Below are 14,271 nucleotides of genomic sequence, written 5' to 3'. Positions count from 1 at the left end.
GGCTGGATTTGGAGCGGGTGAAGGGAATCGAACCCTCGTATTCAGCTTGGGAAGCTGCTGCTCTACCATTGAGCTACACCCGCGCTCGACATTCGAGAACTAGCATCGGCGTCATGCACCATCAAGCAAAAATGCGTCTTTCCGCGTGTCCGCATCGCGGGCCGTGAAGCCTATAGCTTGAAATGCTTGGAGAGCTTGAGACCCTGCGCCTGATAGTTGGAACCGAGACCGGTGCCATAAAGGCCTTGCGGCCGTTCGAGCATGTGCTCGTAAACCAGCCGTCCGACAATCTGCCCATGCTCCAGAATGAACGGAACCTCGTGACTGCGAACTTCCAGGACTGCACGACTGCCTGAGCCACCTGCAGCAGCATGGCCAAACCCCGGATCGAAGAAACCGGCATAGTGCACGCGAAACTCTCCGACGAGTGGATCGTAAGGGGTCATCTCGGCGGCATAGGAGGGCGGCACATGGACTGCTTCGCGCGAGACCAGAATGTAGAACTCATCCGGATCGAGGATCAGTTCATTGCGTCCACGGCTGTAGATCGGCTCCCAGAAATCCAGAACCTCGTGCTGAGCTTTCCTGTCGACATCGATGACCGAGGTATGATGTTTGCCTCTGTAGCCAATCAAGCCTTCGGGACCGGTTCCCTTCAAATCGATGGAGAGCGCAATGCCACCGCCTGAAACATTGGGCGTTTCGCTTGCGACCAGCGTTTCAGCCGCGTGCAGTTCCACAAGATCCGCCTCGCTCAACAGCGCATTGCCCACTCTGAAGCGGATCTGCGAAAGCCGGGAGCCGCGGCGAACGATGACAGGGAAAGTGCGCGGCGAGATCTCCAGATAGAGAGGGCCACTGTAACCGGCGGGAATCTTGTCGAATTCCTGGGCGTGGTCAACCATCACGCGCGTGAAGATATCGAGCCTTCCCGTCGAGCTTTTCGGATTGGTGGACGCAGAGAGTTCCGCAGGCAGATCAAGGCTTTCCATCAGCGGCACGATGTAGACGCAGCCTGTCTCAAGCACAGCGCCATGTTCCAGATCGATCTCATGCAGCGTCAGCCGGTCGAGCTTGCTTGCAACCGTGCTGCTGCGGCCCGGCATGAAGCTGGCGCGCACCCGCAGGGCCTTGGAGCCCAGTCGAAGATCGAGGCTTGCCGGCTGGATCTGGTCACCATCCAGTGGCGCCTCGGATTTCAATTGACCCTCGGCGAAGAGTGCCTTGATCGCACGATCTGCCAGAATACCCGCTGTACGTTCCATAAACCCTATCCTTCAATCGCGCGACAAAAGCAAAAGCAGGGAATTGACGCAAGCTCTGCTTGGGCGTAAGGCATGCTTATCCCGTGGTGATTTGGCCGGTCGGCTTGCAGCCACGTTAAACAAGTGGCTAAAGGACCGGGTGCGAACCGGTCCCATTGCGACCGGTTTTTTTGTTTTGAAGTGGTAACACGACATGAGCAAGACCTGGCGCCCCGCAACGAAGCTCGTCCATGAAGGCACGTTGCGCTCCCCTTACGGCGAAACTTCCGAAGCGATTTTCCTGACTCAAGGCTTTGTATACGAGAGCTCCGCCTCCGCCGAAGCCCGGTTCAAAGGCGAGACCGACGGCTTCATCTACGCGCGCTACGGCAGCCCGACAAACGATATGTTCGAAAAGCGCATGATTGCGTTGGAAGGCGCTGAAGATGCTCGCGCCACCGCATCCGGCATGGCTGCCGTGGCCGCCGCCATTCTTTGTCAGGTGAAGGCTGGCGATCATATCGTCGCGGCACGCGCACTTTTCGGATCCTGCCGCTACATCGTCGAAACACTGGCACCAAAATACGGTGTGGAGTGCACGCTGGTCGATGGCCGTGACATCACGAACTGGGAGGCGGCAGTCCGCCCGAACACCAAGGTGTTCTTCCTCGAGAGCCCGACGAACCCGACGCTTGAAGTGGTAGACATTGCCGCGGTTGCCGCACTCGCCAACCAGATCGGCGTCAAGGTTGTCGTCGACAACGTATTCGCGACTCCCCTCTTTCAGAAGCCGCTGGAACTTGGCGCTCATATCGTCGTCTATTCGGCAACCAAACACATTGATGGTCAGGGCCGATGCCTCGGCGGTATCGTGCTGTCCGACAAGCAGTGGATCGACGAAAACCTGCACGACTATTTCCGCCATACCGGTCCGGCCATGTCACCCTTCAACGCGTGGACATTGTTGAAGGGCCTCGAAACCCTGCCGCTGCGCGTGAAGCAACAGACGGAAAATGCCGCCAAGATTGCCGACTTCCTGGCGGACCAGACCAAGGTTGCCAAGGTCATCTATCCAGGACGCAAGGACCATCCGCAGGCGGATATCATCGCCAAGCAGATGACGGGTGGCTCAACGCTGGTCTGCTTCGAACTGAAGGGCGGCAAGGAGGCGGCATTCGCACTTCAGGACGCCTTGAAGGTCGTGCGCATCTCCAACAATCTCGGCGACGCGAAAAGTCTGATCACCCATCCCGCAACAACGACGCACAAAAACCTTTCTGAAGAAGGCCGTGCGGAGGCGGGTATCACCGGCGGCACCTTGCGGCTTTCCTGCGGTATCGAGGATGCCGAGGATCTGATCGACGATCTGTCTCAGGCGATTGCCAAGATCGGCGGCTGACCAACTACTCGACAGACACAGCGGACTGCAATGCTGTTTCATGCAGATCCGCGGTGTTTGGCCGGTCCATCAAAGGGCCTTAAATCGATGTTTACCTTGACGGTTAGCATTAACCGCTGAAACTCCATGTTTTTGCTGGAGGATTTCCGCGTCTTTCTTGACCCTGCCCGCAAGCTGTACGATATCCGTACATCAAGGCAGTGAGGTGTCGCCTATGTATCGCGCACGGACGAAGGATATCGAAGTCGAAGTGGAGCCCTATTATCTGGAGGAGCAATCCGATCCGGAAGATGGCCGCTACGTCTGGGGATACCGTATCGTTATTGCCAATCATTCGGATACGACAGTCCAGTTGATCCATCGCTACTGGCACATCACGGATGAAAACGGGCTGGTGGATGAGGTCGAGGGACCGGGGGTGGTCGGCGAACAGCCGCGCCTGGAACCAGGGGATACCTACGAATATTCTTCCGGCTGCCCACTCGATACGCCATCCGGCATCATGTTCGGCCATTATCAGATGCAGACGGATGACGGCCGCACCTTCATCGTGGACATTCCAGCCTTCTCGCTGGATTCGCCGGGCCTGCTGCGCATACTGAACTGACTGCCAGTGGACTGGAAGACGGCATGGACACCGTCTTCCTCACGCGCATCACTCGGCGGGCTGGATCTCTGTTATCGGATAGCGATACGTTGTAGAGCAGAACTCGCAGGTAACGGCGATCTCGCCATTATCCTGACTTGCCTCGACTTCCTCTGCAGAAAATCCCGCCAAGACATCCTTGATCTTGTCACGCGAACAGCTGCAACGATCCAGAACCGACTGCGGCTCATAGATCCTCACGCCCCGTTCGTGAAACAACCGGTACAACAGGCGCTCTATCCCGACCTGTGGATCCGTCAGTTCATCGGTATCAACGGTCGAAACCAGCATGCTGGCTTCAGACCAGGCATCATCCTCTGCCAGGTCGTACTCACGCTCATCCCCATCACCGCCATGCAGATCCGGCTGACGCATCCGCTCTGGAGCATCTGGCAGAAACTGCGCCAGCACGCCGCCAGCACGCCAGTTATGGCGGGGTTTACCGCTTTCGTCCCGATCAAAGAGCTCAGCTACGCCCAGCCGCACTTTTGTCGGTATCTGCTCGGACTGACGGAAATAGACGCCCGCAATCTCTTCGAGCGAAGAACCATCGAGCGGCACGATGCCCTGGTAAGGCTGCATTCCGCGGCCCTGGTCGATCGTGAAAGCCAGCACGCCCGCACCCAACAACTCAGGCGGAGATATCCGCCCTGCCTTGACCGACACCGCCAGCGCATCCTCATCGAAACGTGCATAGGCGCGCATATTCTGGGGGCTCGTGAAATCCGCGACCAGCAGATCGACCGGACCATTGCCCTTTGTCTGGACCGTGAAGCGGCCTTCGAACTTCAGCGAGGTGCCGATCAGTGCCGTCAGGACGATGGCTTCCGCCAGCAATCTTGCAACGGGAGCCGGATAGTCATGGCGCCCAAGAATCTGGTTGAGGATCGGGCCCAACTGGACAGCGCGTCCGCGCACATCCAGCCCTTCAACCTGAAAGGGCACGACCTTGTCGTCTCCTGCGAAATGCAGTTCATTCAAATCGACGGTGGCTTCAGCCATAAGTCACTCCTTCACGCCGGAGCCATCCATTTCGCACATAACCCGGTCAAGCGGAACCGCTGAACCGGGGGAAACAGGCCGACGATGTTGTGTTGATACACCTGCTCATGCGGCAGATGCCCATTGGAAAGCCGAGAGATGGGGATGACGTCCCTTCAAGTCAAGCCGACCAGGAGAGCCGGGTTGAACCGTCGTAATCCCGTCCAGACCGAAGGTCGCTCAGAGAGCACCCAGGCACCAGGCTAGAATGGACTTCTGCGCATGGAGGCGGTTTTCCGCTTCGTCGAAAACAACGGACTGCGGACCGTCGATAACCTCGTCCGTCACCTCCTCGCCGCGGTGGGCCGGAAGGCAATGCATGAAGAGGGCGTCGCTTTTCGCCTTCGACATCAACTGTTCGTTGACCTGGAAAGGCTGGAAAATGTTGTGACCACGGGCCTTGTGTTCCTGGTTCATGGACACCCAGGTGTCGGTCACGACCATGTCTGCGCCGCTTACCGCTCGCTCTGCCTCATGGCAGAGCATGATCTCGCCGCCATTATTGCGCGACCAGTTCAAGTATTTGTCCAGCGGCTCAGAGCCCAATGGAACCGCCATATTCATGCGATATCCAAAGCGGGCAGCTCCCTCGACGAAGGAATGCAGCACGTTGTTACCATCGCCAGTCCAGGCAAATGTCTTGCCGGTGACAGGCCCACGATGCTCTTCAAAGGTCAGGAGATCGGCCATGATCTGGCAGGGATGCGTTTCATCCGTCAGGCCGTTGATGACCGGAACAGTGGCATGCTCTGCCAATTCCAGCAACCGCTTGTGATCTGTCGTGCGGATCATGATCGCATCGACGTAGCGCGAAAGAACCTTTGCGGTGTCGCCGATGGTTTCCGCGCGCCCCAGCTGCATTTCGGTACCGGACAGGAAAAGCGTTTCGCCGCCAAGCTGGCGCATTCCGACATCAAAGGAGACGCGTGTGCGCGTGGACGGCTTTTCAAAGATCATGGCGAGCATCTTGCCCGCAAGCGGCTTGTCCGCAGTTCCTGCCTTCGTTGCCTGTTTGCGCGTGCGTGCATCATCCAGGATAGAACGCAGTTCGTTGGAGGAAACGGCCGAGAAATCGAGAAAATGCTTTGCCATGATGCGATCAATCCATCGGGGCGCCATCCGGCGGCCCTTTTCGTTTCAAAAACCCAGGTTCAAGCTGACTTCTTCAACTGGTCCCGTTGCAACTTCTCAGCGGCGCGCTCGATACGGGCAATACCCTCCCGCGCCTCTTCGGCTGTTACAACGAGCGGCGGCAGAAGGCGAATGACGTTGTCGCCTGCCGGTACTCCCAGCAGGTGCTCGTCACGCATGGCAGTCGCAAGTTCCCCAGCTGGAACGACGGCCTTGATGCCCAGCATCAGGCCTTCGCCGCGGATCTCTTCGATCACACCCGGAAAGCGATCTTTCAGCGCAGCCAGACCTTGCCGGAAAACGAGGGCGACATCGCGAACATTCTGCAGGAAGCCTTCCTCCAGGACGACATCAAGCACGGCATTCCCCACGGCCATGGCGAGCGGATTGCCGCCATAGGTCGTTCCATGCACGCCAGGCTTCATGCCGGACGCCGCTTCAGCCGTTGAAAGGCAGGCGCCGAAAGGAAAACCGCCGCCAATGCCCTTGGCGACTGCCATGATGTCTGGCGTCACACCAGACCACTCATAGGCGAAGAACTTGCCGGTACGTCCAACGCCGGTCTGGACCTCATCGAACATGAGCAAGAGGCCATGCTCGTCACACAGATCGCGCAGAGTCTTCAGAAACTCCTTTTCGACCACACGAATACCGCCCTCACCCTGGATCGGCTCGATCAGGATAGCGGCAGTGTTCTCGGTAATCGCAGCCTTCAGTGCGTCCAGATTGCCGAAGGGAACCTGGTCGAAGCCCGGCGCCTTTGGTCCGAAGCCTTCCAGATATTTTTCCTGGCCACCTGCGGCGATGGTCGCAATCGTACGACCGTGGAACGCGCCCTCGAAGGTGATGATGTGGAATTTCTCCGCATGGCCCTTTGAATAGTGATAGCGACGCGCGGTCTTGATGGCGCATTCGAGCGCTTCAGCACCCGAGTTGGTGAAGAACACCTTGTCGGCAAAGGTCGCATCGACCAGACGGCGCGCGAGACGCTCCTGATCCGGAATCTCATACAGGTTCGACAGATGCCAGACCTTCTCAGCCTGCGATTTCAGCGTCTCAACCAGATGCGGGTTGGAATGACCGCACGAGGTGACGGCAACGCCCGCACCAAAATCGAGATATCGCTCTCCCGTTTCCGTCACGAGCCAGACGCCCTCACCGCGCACGAAGCGCAATGGAGCCCTTGCAAACGTGTCGAAAAGCGCGGCTTCAGCCATGGCGACATCACTCCTTGAGGCAAAAAATCCAACCGGCGGTGGCATGCGCCACCAGAAATCAAAATGCCGCCCCAAAGGACGGCGTCGGCACTATCCGCATTTAGCTACTCCCTGTCAACAAAAGCGTTGATTCACAGCGGAAAACGGCGACAAAGGCGGCTTGACTGCCACTCAACTCTCTGTGGCAAAAATGACTCGCCTTTCAAGCAAGTTGGGGAAAACCCGGAAATCGATTCGCAGCGATTCCGCCGACTCTTGTCAGCGAGTCCGGCGCCCATTAGGTTAATCATCAATTACTAGACTGCATGCGGCGGAACTAGTCACCAAAAGTATAGATATAGTATGCGCGGCGAATTACTTTCGCCGTAACGGTGAGAGATTCTGTCTTCTAATGCGTGCTCAAGGCGGAGAGACTGCATGAACTGGACAGACGAACGCGTCGAGAAGTTGAAACGGCTATGGGCCGAAGGCCTGAGCGCGAGCCAGATTGCTGCACAGCTGGGTGGCGTCAGCCGCAATGCCGTGATTGGCAAGGTGCACCGTCTCAACCTCCCTGGTCGCGTGAAGGCAGGCGGTCCGGCCACCCCGACCCGCGCTCCAAAGCGTCCTGCGGCACCGCCCGCGGCACGGCCAGCAACCTTCGCTGCACGGCCAACGTCCGCGCCTGCGCCGGCAAACCGTTCGGTTCCTCGTCCGGCCAACATCATTTCCTCGACAGACAACATGGACATCACTGTCCTTGAGCCGACGGAGCTGGTGCCGGTCAATGATCGTGCAATGCCCGAGGCGCGTCGCCTGGTCCTGACCGAGTTGACGGAGCGCACCTGCAAGTGGCCGGTAGGCGATCCTTTGAAGGAAGACTTTCACTTCTGCGGCGCAGAAGCCTGTGATGGCTCGCCCTACTGCAAGTACCACGCCCGCATGGCCTACCAGCCTGTGACGGAGCGCCGGAGAGCGGCAAATGCCGTTTCCCGCGGCTGATCGTTAGACACATCCAGGTTTTCGAAAAACGGGCCGCGCGCCCGTTTTTTTGTACCTTGTCCTTGGGCAACAAAAAACCCGGCCTTCGCCGGGCCTGTTCGTCTCGATGCTGGAGAGCCTCTCAGGATTCCATAGAGTAGCCGGCACCGCGAACCGTGCGGATGACATCCTGCATGTTCGAGAAATTCAGGGCCTTGCGCAGGCGCCCGACATGCACATCCACTGTTCGCTCATCCACGTAGATATCGTGACCCCAGACGCCGTCGAGCAACTGCGATCGTGAAAACACACGTCCCGGCGAGGCCATCAGGAACTCCAGCAGGCGAAACTCCGTCGGACCCAACCGCACTTCTCGGCTCTTGCGGTGAACGCGATGCGTTTCCCGATCCAGTTCGATATCACCGCACTTCAGGACGCTGGACAAGACTTCAGGCTTTGCGCGGCGCAGCATGGCTTTGACGCGGGCCATGAGTTCCGGCGTCGAAAAGGGCTTCACGACGTAATCATCGGCGCCGGTTGCGAGGCCACGAACGCGCTCGTTTTCCTCGCCCCGCGCCGTCAGCATGATGATCGGCAGGCGTTCGGTTTCCGCCCGCATTCGCAGCCGGCGGCAGAGTTCGATACCGGATACGCCAGGAAGCATCCAATCCAGGATCAAAAGGTCCGGAACACGTTCCTGTAACCGGATTTCGGCTTCGTCACCCCGCAGAATGGTTTCGACTTCGTAGCCCTCAGACTCAAGATTGTAGCGCAGGAGAACGCTGAGCGCCTCCTCATCTTCGACAACCGCAACTTTCGGCTGCATGGCAATCACTCCGTTCCGGCTTACTCGACGACAGCGCCCAATGTGTTGGAGCTATCGTCCTTGGGACGTTCTCCCTGTGGCTGTGCACCGGTCGCGATGTAATAGATTGTCTCGGCGATGTTGGTCGCATGGTCGCCAATGCGCTCAATGTTCTTCGCGCAGAACAGAAGATGCGTGCAGGTTGTGATGTTGCGGGGATCTTCCATCATGTAGGTCAGAAGCTCGCGAAACAGCGAGGTGTACATGGCATCGATCTCTTCGTCGCGCTGACGGATCGCTTCAGCCTTTTGGGCGGAACGGTTGGCAAACACGTCCAGAACTTCCTTGAGCTGAACCAGCGCCAGTTCGGAAAGATGCTCCAGTCCGCGCGCCAGCTTGCGTGGAACGCCAGTGCCCTGAACGGCAATCACACGCTTGGCGTTGTTCTTGCCAAGGTCGCCGACGCGCTCAAGATCAGCCGCGATCCGAAGCGTACCGATGATTTCACGCAGGTCCGCCGCCATCGGCTGGCGCTTGGCAATCGTAACGATGGCCTTTTCCTGAATTTCGCGCTCGGCATTGTCCAGGATGACGTCGTCGGAAATGACCTTCTGAGCGAGAGCGCTATCGCCGTTCACCAAGGCGTGCACGGCATCGGCGCACATTTGTTCGGCCAACCCGCCCATTTCCGAAATGCGTCGATTGAGATACTTCAGCTCTTCATCAAAGGCTGACATGATATGCGATGACATGGAGTTTTCCTCGGATCTGGAGTGTCAGGGACGGTCAGGATCAGTCGGGCTCAGCCGAAGCGGCCCATGATGTAGTCCTGCGTGCGCTGGTCATCCGGGTTGGTGAACATCTTGTCGGTATCGTTTTCTTCCACCAACTGACCCAGGTGGAACATGGCGGTACGCTGTGATACGCGCGCCGCCTGCTGCATCGAATGCGTCACGATGACGATCGTATAATTGCTGCGCAACTCATGGATCAGTTCTTCCACCTTGGCCGTGGCAATCGGATCGAGTGCCGAGCATGGCTCGTCCATCAGGATCACTTCAGGCGATACGGCGATGGCACGGGCAATGCAGAGGCGCTGCTGCTGGCCGCCGGAAAGACCGGTTCCGGACTCCTGCAGGCGATCCTTCACTTCGTTCCACAAGCCGGCGCGCTGGAGGCTCGCCTCAACGATCTGGTCCATATCGGCTTTCGAGCGGGCAAGGCCGTGGATCCGTGGGCCGTAGGAAATGTTCTCGTAGATCGACTTCGGGAACGGGTTCGGCTTCTGGAAGACCATGCCGACGCGTGCGCGCAATTCCACGACATCGATGGCGGGGTCATAGATGTCATCGCCATCCAGCGTAATCCGGCCCGTCACCCGGCAGTTGTCGATCGTGTCATTCATGCGGTTCAGTGTCCGCAGGAAAGTCGACTTGCCACATCCCGACGGTCCGATCAGCGCCGTTACCGTGTTCTGCCGCACATTAAGATTCACGTCGAACAAGGCACGCTTCTCCCCGTAATAGACGGAGACGTCCTTGCCGATCATCTTGTAGGAAAGGTCATTCATTCTCTGATCCAGCGCCTTTTCAACTGCTGCTTCGGTCATCATGTTCATAGAACCGTCTCCTTGGCTACCAGCGCCGCTCGAACCGGCGCCGCAAGAGGATCGCGCCGACATTCATGACAATGAGGAAGAGGAGCAGAATGATGATTGCTCCGGATGTGCGTTCGACGAAGGCGCGTTCCGCCTCGTTCGCCCACATGTAGATCTGCACCGGCAGCGCCGTCGACGGGTCCATCGGGGTCGTCGGGAAATTGGCCACGAAGGCGACCATACCGATCAGAAGCAGAGGCGCAGTCTCACCCAAAGCGTGCGCCAGGCCGATGATCGTGCCGGTCAGGATGCCCGGCATGGCAAGCGGCAGAACATGGTGGAAAATGGTCTGCATCTTGGAAGCGCCAAGGCCGAGTGCCGCTGCACGGATCGAGGGCGGAACCGCCTTCAGCGCAGCACGGGTCGCAATGATGATGGTCGGAAGCGTCATCAATGTCAGAACGAAACCACCAACCAGCGAGGCCGAACGCGGCAGGCCCATGAAGTTGATGAATACCGCAAGACCCAGCAGACCGTAGACGATGGATGGCACCGCTGCGAGATTGTTGATGTTGACCTCGATCAGATCCGTGAAGCGGTTCTTGGGCGCGAACTCTTCAAGATAGATGGACGCTGCAACGCCGATGGGCAGCGAGAGCACCAGCACGATCAGCATCATGTAGAACGAACCGATGAGCGCCACACCTACACCGGCTGCCTCCGGACGGCTCGATGCACCGTTGAAGAAGATGCCGGTGTTGAAGTGCTTCGCCAGAGCCCCTGCTTCCGCGAGCTTGTTCATCCAGCCGACCTGCTGGTCCGATACTTTGCGATTTTCCTGCGGGACCGACAGGTTGATCTGGCCTTTGAAGGCAGAGTCGATGTCCCCGGCCGCAAGCAGCGTGACAGTCTTCGTCTTGCCGATGATCGATGGATCCGCAACGACCATGTCACGCAACTGGCTGCGCACGCCGTCCGACAGCATCTGGCCCAGTTCTTTCTGCTTGGCTCTGTCGTTCTGGGCGACACCAAGAGCGTTGGCCAGAGCATTGCGGGCCAGAACGGGATAATTGGCGGTCAGCAGGACCTGCGGATTGCTGGCGCGCTGGTTCTGAGGATCGATGATCTTCTCGGAAAACTCGACTGCAAGCGTGACACCTGTCTGTTGAAATGCGGTGTAGCCCTTGGAAACGACCGACCACAACAGGACGAACAGGAAGATCAGGCCGAAGGACAGCGCGGCAATGCCATAGGCGCGGAACCGACGCTCAGCTGCATACCGCTTCTTCAGTCCAATATCGCGACGCGGTGTGCGTGCCACTGGAGCAGTGGCCGTGGGTGTGACGACCTGGCTCATTCATACTGCTCCCGATATTTGCGCACGATGTAGAGCGCGTAGATGTTGAGGCATAGCGTGATGATAAACAGCGTGATGCCGAGCGCGAAGGCGACGAGCGTTTGCGGCGAGGTGAATTCCAGGTCGCCTGTCAACTGGCTGACGATCTTGACGGTCACGGTCGTCATCGGCTCGAACGGGTTCAACTGGATGCGGGCAGCAACACCGGCGGCGAGGACCACGATCATGGTTTCACCGATGGCACGCGATGCCGTCATCAGGATGGCGCCGACGATACCGGGCAGTGCTGCGGGCAGCACGACACGCTTGATCGTTTCAGACCGTGTTGCACCCAGACCGAGCGAACCGTCTCGCAGCGCCCGCGGCACAGCGGTGATGATGTCATCCGACAGGGAAGAAACGTAGGGGATCAACATGATGCCCATGACGAAACCGGCTGTTAGGACACTTTGCGCCTGGATGAAGTTCGAGTAATCGCCGGTTGCAAGCCCGTGGATCTGCGAGGAGATATCACGCAGGAAGGGGCCGACAGTCGTCAGAGCAAAAAAGCCGTAGACGATGGTCGGGATACCCGCCAGCACTTCCAGGAGCGGCTTGGTAATGGAGCGCACCCGCTGCGAGGCATATTCCGACATGTAGATTGCCGCGAACAGGCCGATCGGCACCGCAAACAACATGGCGACGAAACCGATATAGAGCGTACCGAGCAGAAGCGGGATCAGGCCGAACTGACCTTCCGATGCCGTCGCTCCCGCTGCTGCGAAGCGGGGATCCCAGACCGTTCCGAAAAAGAACTCATGAGCCGGAACGCGGGCAAAAAAGTGTGTGGCCTCCGTCAGCATCGATGCAATGATGCCGACCGTTGTCAGGATCGCGATGGATGAGGCCACAACGAGGCTGGCCAGGATGACGGATTCGACACGGTTACGGGCGCGGAACCTTGGCGCAATCAGCCGATAGGCAAGTGCGGCACCGCCGACAGCGACAAGCAGGACGGCGATATTGCGCAGCAGATTGCTTCGCGCATTCAAGCTGTTCAGATCGTTCGCGGCCTTGATCATATACGCTTCCGGGTCGCCTGCAATGGCAACACCGCGCGCACCCATGAGATTGCGCAGATCTGCCGGATTGCGTTCGGCCTGGGCCGCTTCTTCGGCAGACAGCGCGCGCATTCCCCGCGCAATGCCTTCAATCATGCCGAAGGATAGGCCCTGGCTTGCCTGCGACTGGGCCTTGACCTCAGCCGGGAACTCACTGCGAATACTGGAATTGATGATGGCTGGCGCGGCAACAAGCCAGACGCCAAGCAGCAGAGCCGCCGGAAGGGCGGACCAGATGGCAACGAAGCTGCCATAGTAGCCGGGCCGCGAGTGCATGCTGGCGGAACGTCCGCCTGCAAGCGCGAGCGCGCGGCGGCTTCCGGCCAGATAGCCGATCATTGCAATTGCCGCTGTGATCAACAGAAGCGTGGAAGTTGTCATAAGATCCCCCGGCTTGCGCCCCAGCGGTTTCAGCTCAGTCGAGCGCCGCGCGCCTCACGTTGAGAGGCCGTACAGAATTCCGGTTAACAGGATACTGAGCCTTCAGAAAAGCCCGTCCGAAGAAATGGAGCCAGTCCCGCCATGAAAGCTGGCTGACGGAGGGCTGGCGGTTGATCCGCCAGCCCCCGTGACCTGATTACATGGTCTTGCCGGCAGCGAAGTCCTTGCGAACCTGCTCGCGCTGCGCATCAGGAGCAGCAACGAGGCCGTATTCTGCCAGCGGGGAGTCAGGGCCGACCATGGCGTCGGAGGTGAAGAACTCAACATATTCCTTCAGGCCCGGGATCACGCCGAGATGCGCCTTCTTGACGTAGAAGAACAGCGGACGGGATACCGGATACTTGCCGGAGGAGATAGTTTCAGTCGACGGAACGATGCCCTCGACCGTTGCAACCTTCAGCTTGTCCATGTTGTTTTCGTAGAAGGCGAGACCGAATACGCCGAGGCCGGTCTTGTTGGCCGAGATACGGGCCAGCGTTTCAGTGTAGTCGCCGTCGATATCGACAGCCACGCCGTCCTTGCGGATCGCTACGCACTTGGCAGCTGCCTGCTTGGCATCGGTAATTGCAGCCTTGATGACATCGGCAGCGCCAGCCTTCTTGCAGCCTTCAGCCATGATCTTCTCTTCGAAGACTTCGCGCGTGCCATGCTTGGAGCCCGGGATGTAAGCGGCGATCGGACCCTTCGGCAGGGTCGGGTTGATGTCGGACCAGTTCTTGTAAGGATTGGCGACGAGCTTGCCATCGACCACGACTTCCGCTGCGAGAGCCTTGTAGAGGTCCTTCGGCTCGATCTTCATGTCGCCATTGCCGGAGTCGGCTGCGAATACGATGCCATCGTAACCGATGCGAACTTCCTGGATTTCGGTAACGCCAGCGGCCTTGCAGGCTTCAACTTCGCTCTTGTTGATCGGACGCGAAGAGTTCGCGATGTCGATGGTCGCCTCGCCAACGCCCTTGCAGAATTCCTTGAGGCCAGCGCCCGATCCGCCAGACTCGACGACAGGCGTCTTGAAGTTGGTGAAGGTTTCACCAAAGGTCTCGGCAACAATCTTGGCGTAAGGAAGGACAGTCGAGGAGCCAGCGATCTGGATCTGGTCGCGCGCGGAGGCTGCACCGGCGAATGCAACGGAAGCAACCAAAGCAGCTGCGGTAAGTTTCAGAACGGTCATAATCATCTCCCGATTGGGGCCCGATAGGGGGTTTGAATGGACGCTGCCTTCTGCTGGCTCTTGCTTGGCCAGCACTTCGGCTTGCCTCTCATAGCTGCCGGAGCACAACCCTTTTATGTCAGTTCAATGAAACATTTATGACAGGCTAAATATATGAATCTC

13 protein-coding genes, 1 tRNA gene and 1 riboswitch are annotated in these 14,271 nt (G+C 58.5%); of the genes, 3 read left to right on the top strand and 11 right to left on the bottom strand.

All coding sequences use genetic code 11. The annotated features are described in order from the left end of the window. Window positions 1–9: 9 nt before the first annotated feature. Window positions 10–83: transfer RNA gene (locus ASD54_RS14350), tRNA-Gly, on the bottom strand. An 87-nt stretch (window positions 84–170) separates the two neighbouring features. Then, entirely contained in the window at window positions 171–1,265 is a 1,095-nt protein-coding gene (locus ASD54_RS14345; protein ID WP_062555268.1) for a 2'-deoxycytidine 5'-triphosphate deaminase, read from the bottom strand. 73 nt (window positions 1,266–1,338) lie between these two features. Further along, window positions 1,339–1,416, top strand: a riboswitch (SAM riboswitch). A gap of 42 nt (window positions 1,417–1,458) precedes the next feature. Between ASD54_RS14345 and ASD54_RS14340 the strand changes: the two genes are divergently transcribed. Further along, window positions 1,459–2,643 (top strand): O-succinylhomoserine sulfhydrylase, encoded by a 1,185-nt coding sequence (locus tag ASD54_RS14340; RefSeq protein WP_062555267.1) that lies wholly within the window; start codon window positions 1,459–1,461, stop codon window positions 2,641–2,643. Window positions 2,644–2,857: 214 nt separating this feature from the next. Next, window positions 2,858–3,250 (top strand): Co2+/Mg2+ efflux protein ApaG, encoded by a 393-nt coding sequence (gene apaG, locus ASD54_RS14335; RefSeq protein WP_062555266.1) that lies wholly within the window; start codon window positions 2,858–2,860, stop codon window positions 3,248–3,250. Window positions 3,251–3,298: 48 nt separating this feature from the next. Here apaG and ASD54_RS14330 read toward each other — a convergent pair whose 3' ends face one another. The 3 genes from ASD54_RS14330 to ASD54_RS14320 all read right to left on the bottom strand — a co-directional run bounded on the left by ASD54_RS14330 (window position 3,299) and on the right by ASD54_RS14320 (window position 6,678). Beyond that, window positions 3,299–4,291 (bottom strand): Hsp33 family molecular chaperone, encoded by a 993-nt coding sequence (locus ASD54_RS14330; RefSeq protein WP_062555265.1) that lies wholly within the window; start codon window positions 4,289–4,291, stop codon window positions 3,299–3,301. 219 nt (window positions 4,292–4,510) lie between these two features. Beyond that, window positions 4,511–5,422, bottom strand: coding sequence for an ornithine carbamoyltransferase (gene argF, locus ASD54_RS14325; protein WP_062555484.1), 912 nt, complete (start codon window positions 5,420–5,422; stop codon window positions 4,511–4,513). Between the two features lie 59 nt (window positions 5,423–5,481). Continuing rightward, window positions 5,482–6,678: an aspartate aminotransferase family protein gene (locus ASD54_RS14320; protein ID WP_062555264.1), complete on the bottom strand. Its 1,197-nt coding sequence runs from the start codon at window positions 6,676–6,678 to the stop codon at window positions 5,482–5,484. 417 nt (window positions 6,679–7,095) lie between these two features. Between ASD54_RS14320 and ASD54_RS14315 the strand changes: the two genes are divergently transcribed. Then, on the top strand, window positions 7,096–7,659 hold the full coding sequence (locus ASD54_RS14315) for a GcrA family cell cycle regulator (RefSeq protein WP_062555263.1): 564 nt from the start codon (window positions 7,096–7,098) through the stop codon (window positions 7,657–7,659). A gap of 121 nt (window positions 7,660–7,780) precedes the next feature. On the opposite strand, the gene phoB is transcribed toward ASD54_RS14315, so the two are convergent. The 6 genes from phoB to ASD54_RS14285 all read right to left on the bottom strand — a co-directional run bounded on the left by phoB (window position 7,781) and on the right by ASD54_RS14285 (window position 14,109). Next, window positions 7,781–8,464, bottom strand: a complete 684-nt coding sequence (gene phoB / locus ASD54_RS14310; protein ID WP_062555262.1) for a phosphate regulon transcriptional regulator PhoB — start codon at window positions 8,462–8,464, stop codon at window positions 7,781–7,783. A gap of 20 nt (window positions 8,465–8,484) precedes the next feature. Then, the gene (phoU, locus tag ASD54_RS14305) at window positions 8,485–9,195 is read right to left on the bottom strand and encodes a phosphate signaling complex protein PhoU (RefSeq protein ID WP_062555261.1); all 711 of its coding nucleotides are present in this window, start codon (window positions 9,193–9,195) and stop codon (window positions 8,485–8,487) included. A gap of 50 nt (window positions 9,196–9,245) precedes the next feature. Then, entirely contained in the window at window positions 9,246–10,061 is an 816-nt protein-coding gene (pstB, locus tag ASD54_RS14300; protein ID WP_062555260.1) for a phosphate ABC transporter ATP-binding protein PstB, read from the bottom strand. A 16-nt stretch (window positions 10,062–10,077) separates the two neighbouring features. Next, on the bottom strand, window positions 10,078–11,397 hold the full coding sequence (gene pstA / locus ASD54_RS14295) for a phosphate ABC transporter permease PstA (protein WP_062555259.1): 1,320 nt from the start codon (window positions 11,395–11,397) through the stop codon (window positions 10,078–10,080). Next, window positions 11,394–12,878: a phosphate ABC transporter permease subunit PstC gene (pstC, locus tag ASD54_RS14290; RefSeq protein ID WP_062555258.1), complete on the bottom strand. Its 1,485-nt coding sequence runs from the start codon at window positions 12,876–12,878 to the stop codon at window positions 11,394–11,396. The genes pstA and pstC overlap by 4 nt, the downstream gene beginning before the upstream one ends. A 196-nt stretch (window positions 12,879–13,074) precedes the next feature. After that, entirely contained in the window at window positions 13,075–14,109 is a 1,035-nt protein-coding gene (locus tag ASD54_RS14285; RefSeq protein ID WP_062555257.1) for a substrate-binding domain-containing protein, read from the bottom strand. Between the last annotated feature and the right edge of the window lie 162 nt (window positions 14,110–14,271).

The sequence above is a fragment of the Rhizobium sp. Root149 genome, assembly GCF_001427345.1.
Lineage (GTDB): Bacteria > Pseudomonadota > Alphaproteobacteria > Rhizobiales > Rhizobiaceae > Neorhizobium > Neorhizobium rhizoryzae.
The sequence above is the reverse complement of the archived record's forward strand: the minus strand, read 5'-3'. Positions and strand labels throughout refer to the sequence as shown.

What these genes read in the sequence shown, in the direction of transcription:
- ASD54_RS14345 (WP_062555268.1), bottom strand. Translation starts at nt 1,265, where the DNA reads ATGGAACGTACAGCGGGTATTCTGGCAGATCGTGCGATCAAGGCACTC.
- ASD54_RS14340 (WP_062555267.1), top strand. Translation starts at nt 1,459, where the DNA reads ATGAGCAAGACCTGGCGCCCCGCAACGAAGCTCGTCCATGAAGGCACG.
- apaG (WP_062555266.1), top strand. Translation starts at nt 2,858, where the DNA reads ATGTATCGCGCACGGACGAAGGATATCGAAGTCGAAGTGGAGCCCTAT.
- ASD54_RS14330 (WP_062555265.1), bottom strand. Translation starts at nt 4,291, where the DNA reads ATGGCTGAAGCCACCGTCGATTTGAATGAACTGCATTTCGCAGGAGAC.
- argF (WP_062555484.1), bottom strand. Translation starts at nt 5,422, where the DNA reads ATGGCAAAGCATTTTCTCGATTTCTCGGCCGTTTCCTCCAACGAACTG.
- ASD54_RS14320 (WP_062555264.1), bottom strand. Translation starts at nt 6,678, where the DNA reads ATGGCTGAAGCCGCGCTTTTCGACACGTTTGCAAGGGCTCCATTGCGC.
- ASD54_RS14315 (WP_062555263.1), top strand. Translation starts at nt 7,096, where the DNA reads ATGAACTGGACAGACGAACGCGTCGAGAAGTTGAAACGGCTATGGGCC.
- phoB (WP_062555262.1), bottom strand. Translation starts at nt 8,464, where the DNA reads ATGCAGCCGAAAGTTGCGGTTGTCGAAGATGAGGAGGCGCTCAGCGTT.
- phoU (WP_062555261.1), bottom strand. Translation starts at nt 9,195, where the DNA reads ATGTCATCGCATATCATGTCAGCCTTTGATGAAGAGCTGAAGTATCTC.
- pstB (WP_062555260.1), bottom strand. Translation starts at nt 10,061, where the DNA reads ATGAACATGATGACCGAAGCAGCAGTTGAAAAGGCGCTGGATCAGAGA.
- pstA (WP_062555259.1), bottom strand. Translation starts at nt 11,397, where the DNA reads ATGAGCCAGGTCGTCACACCCACGGCCACTGCTCCAGTGGCACGCACA.
- pstC (WP_062555258.1), bottom strand. Translation starts at nt 12,878, where the DNA reads ATGACAACTTCCACGCTTCTGTTGATCACAGCGGCAATTGCAATGATC.
- ASD54_RS14285 (WP_062555257.1), bottom strand. Translation starts at nt 14,109, where the DNA reads ATGACCGTTCTGAAACTTACCGCAGCTGCTTTGGTTGCTTCCGTTGCA.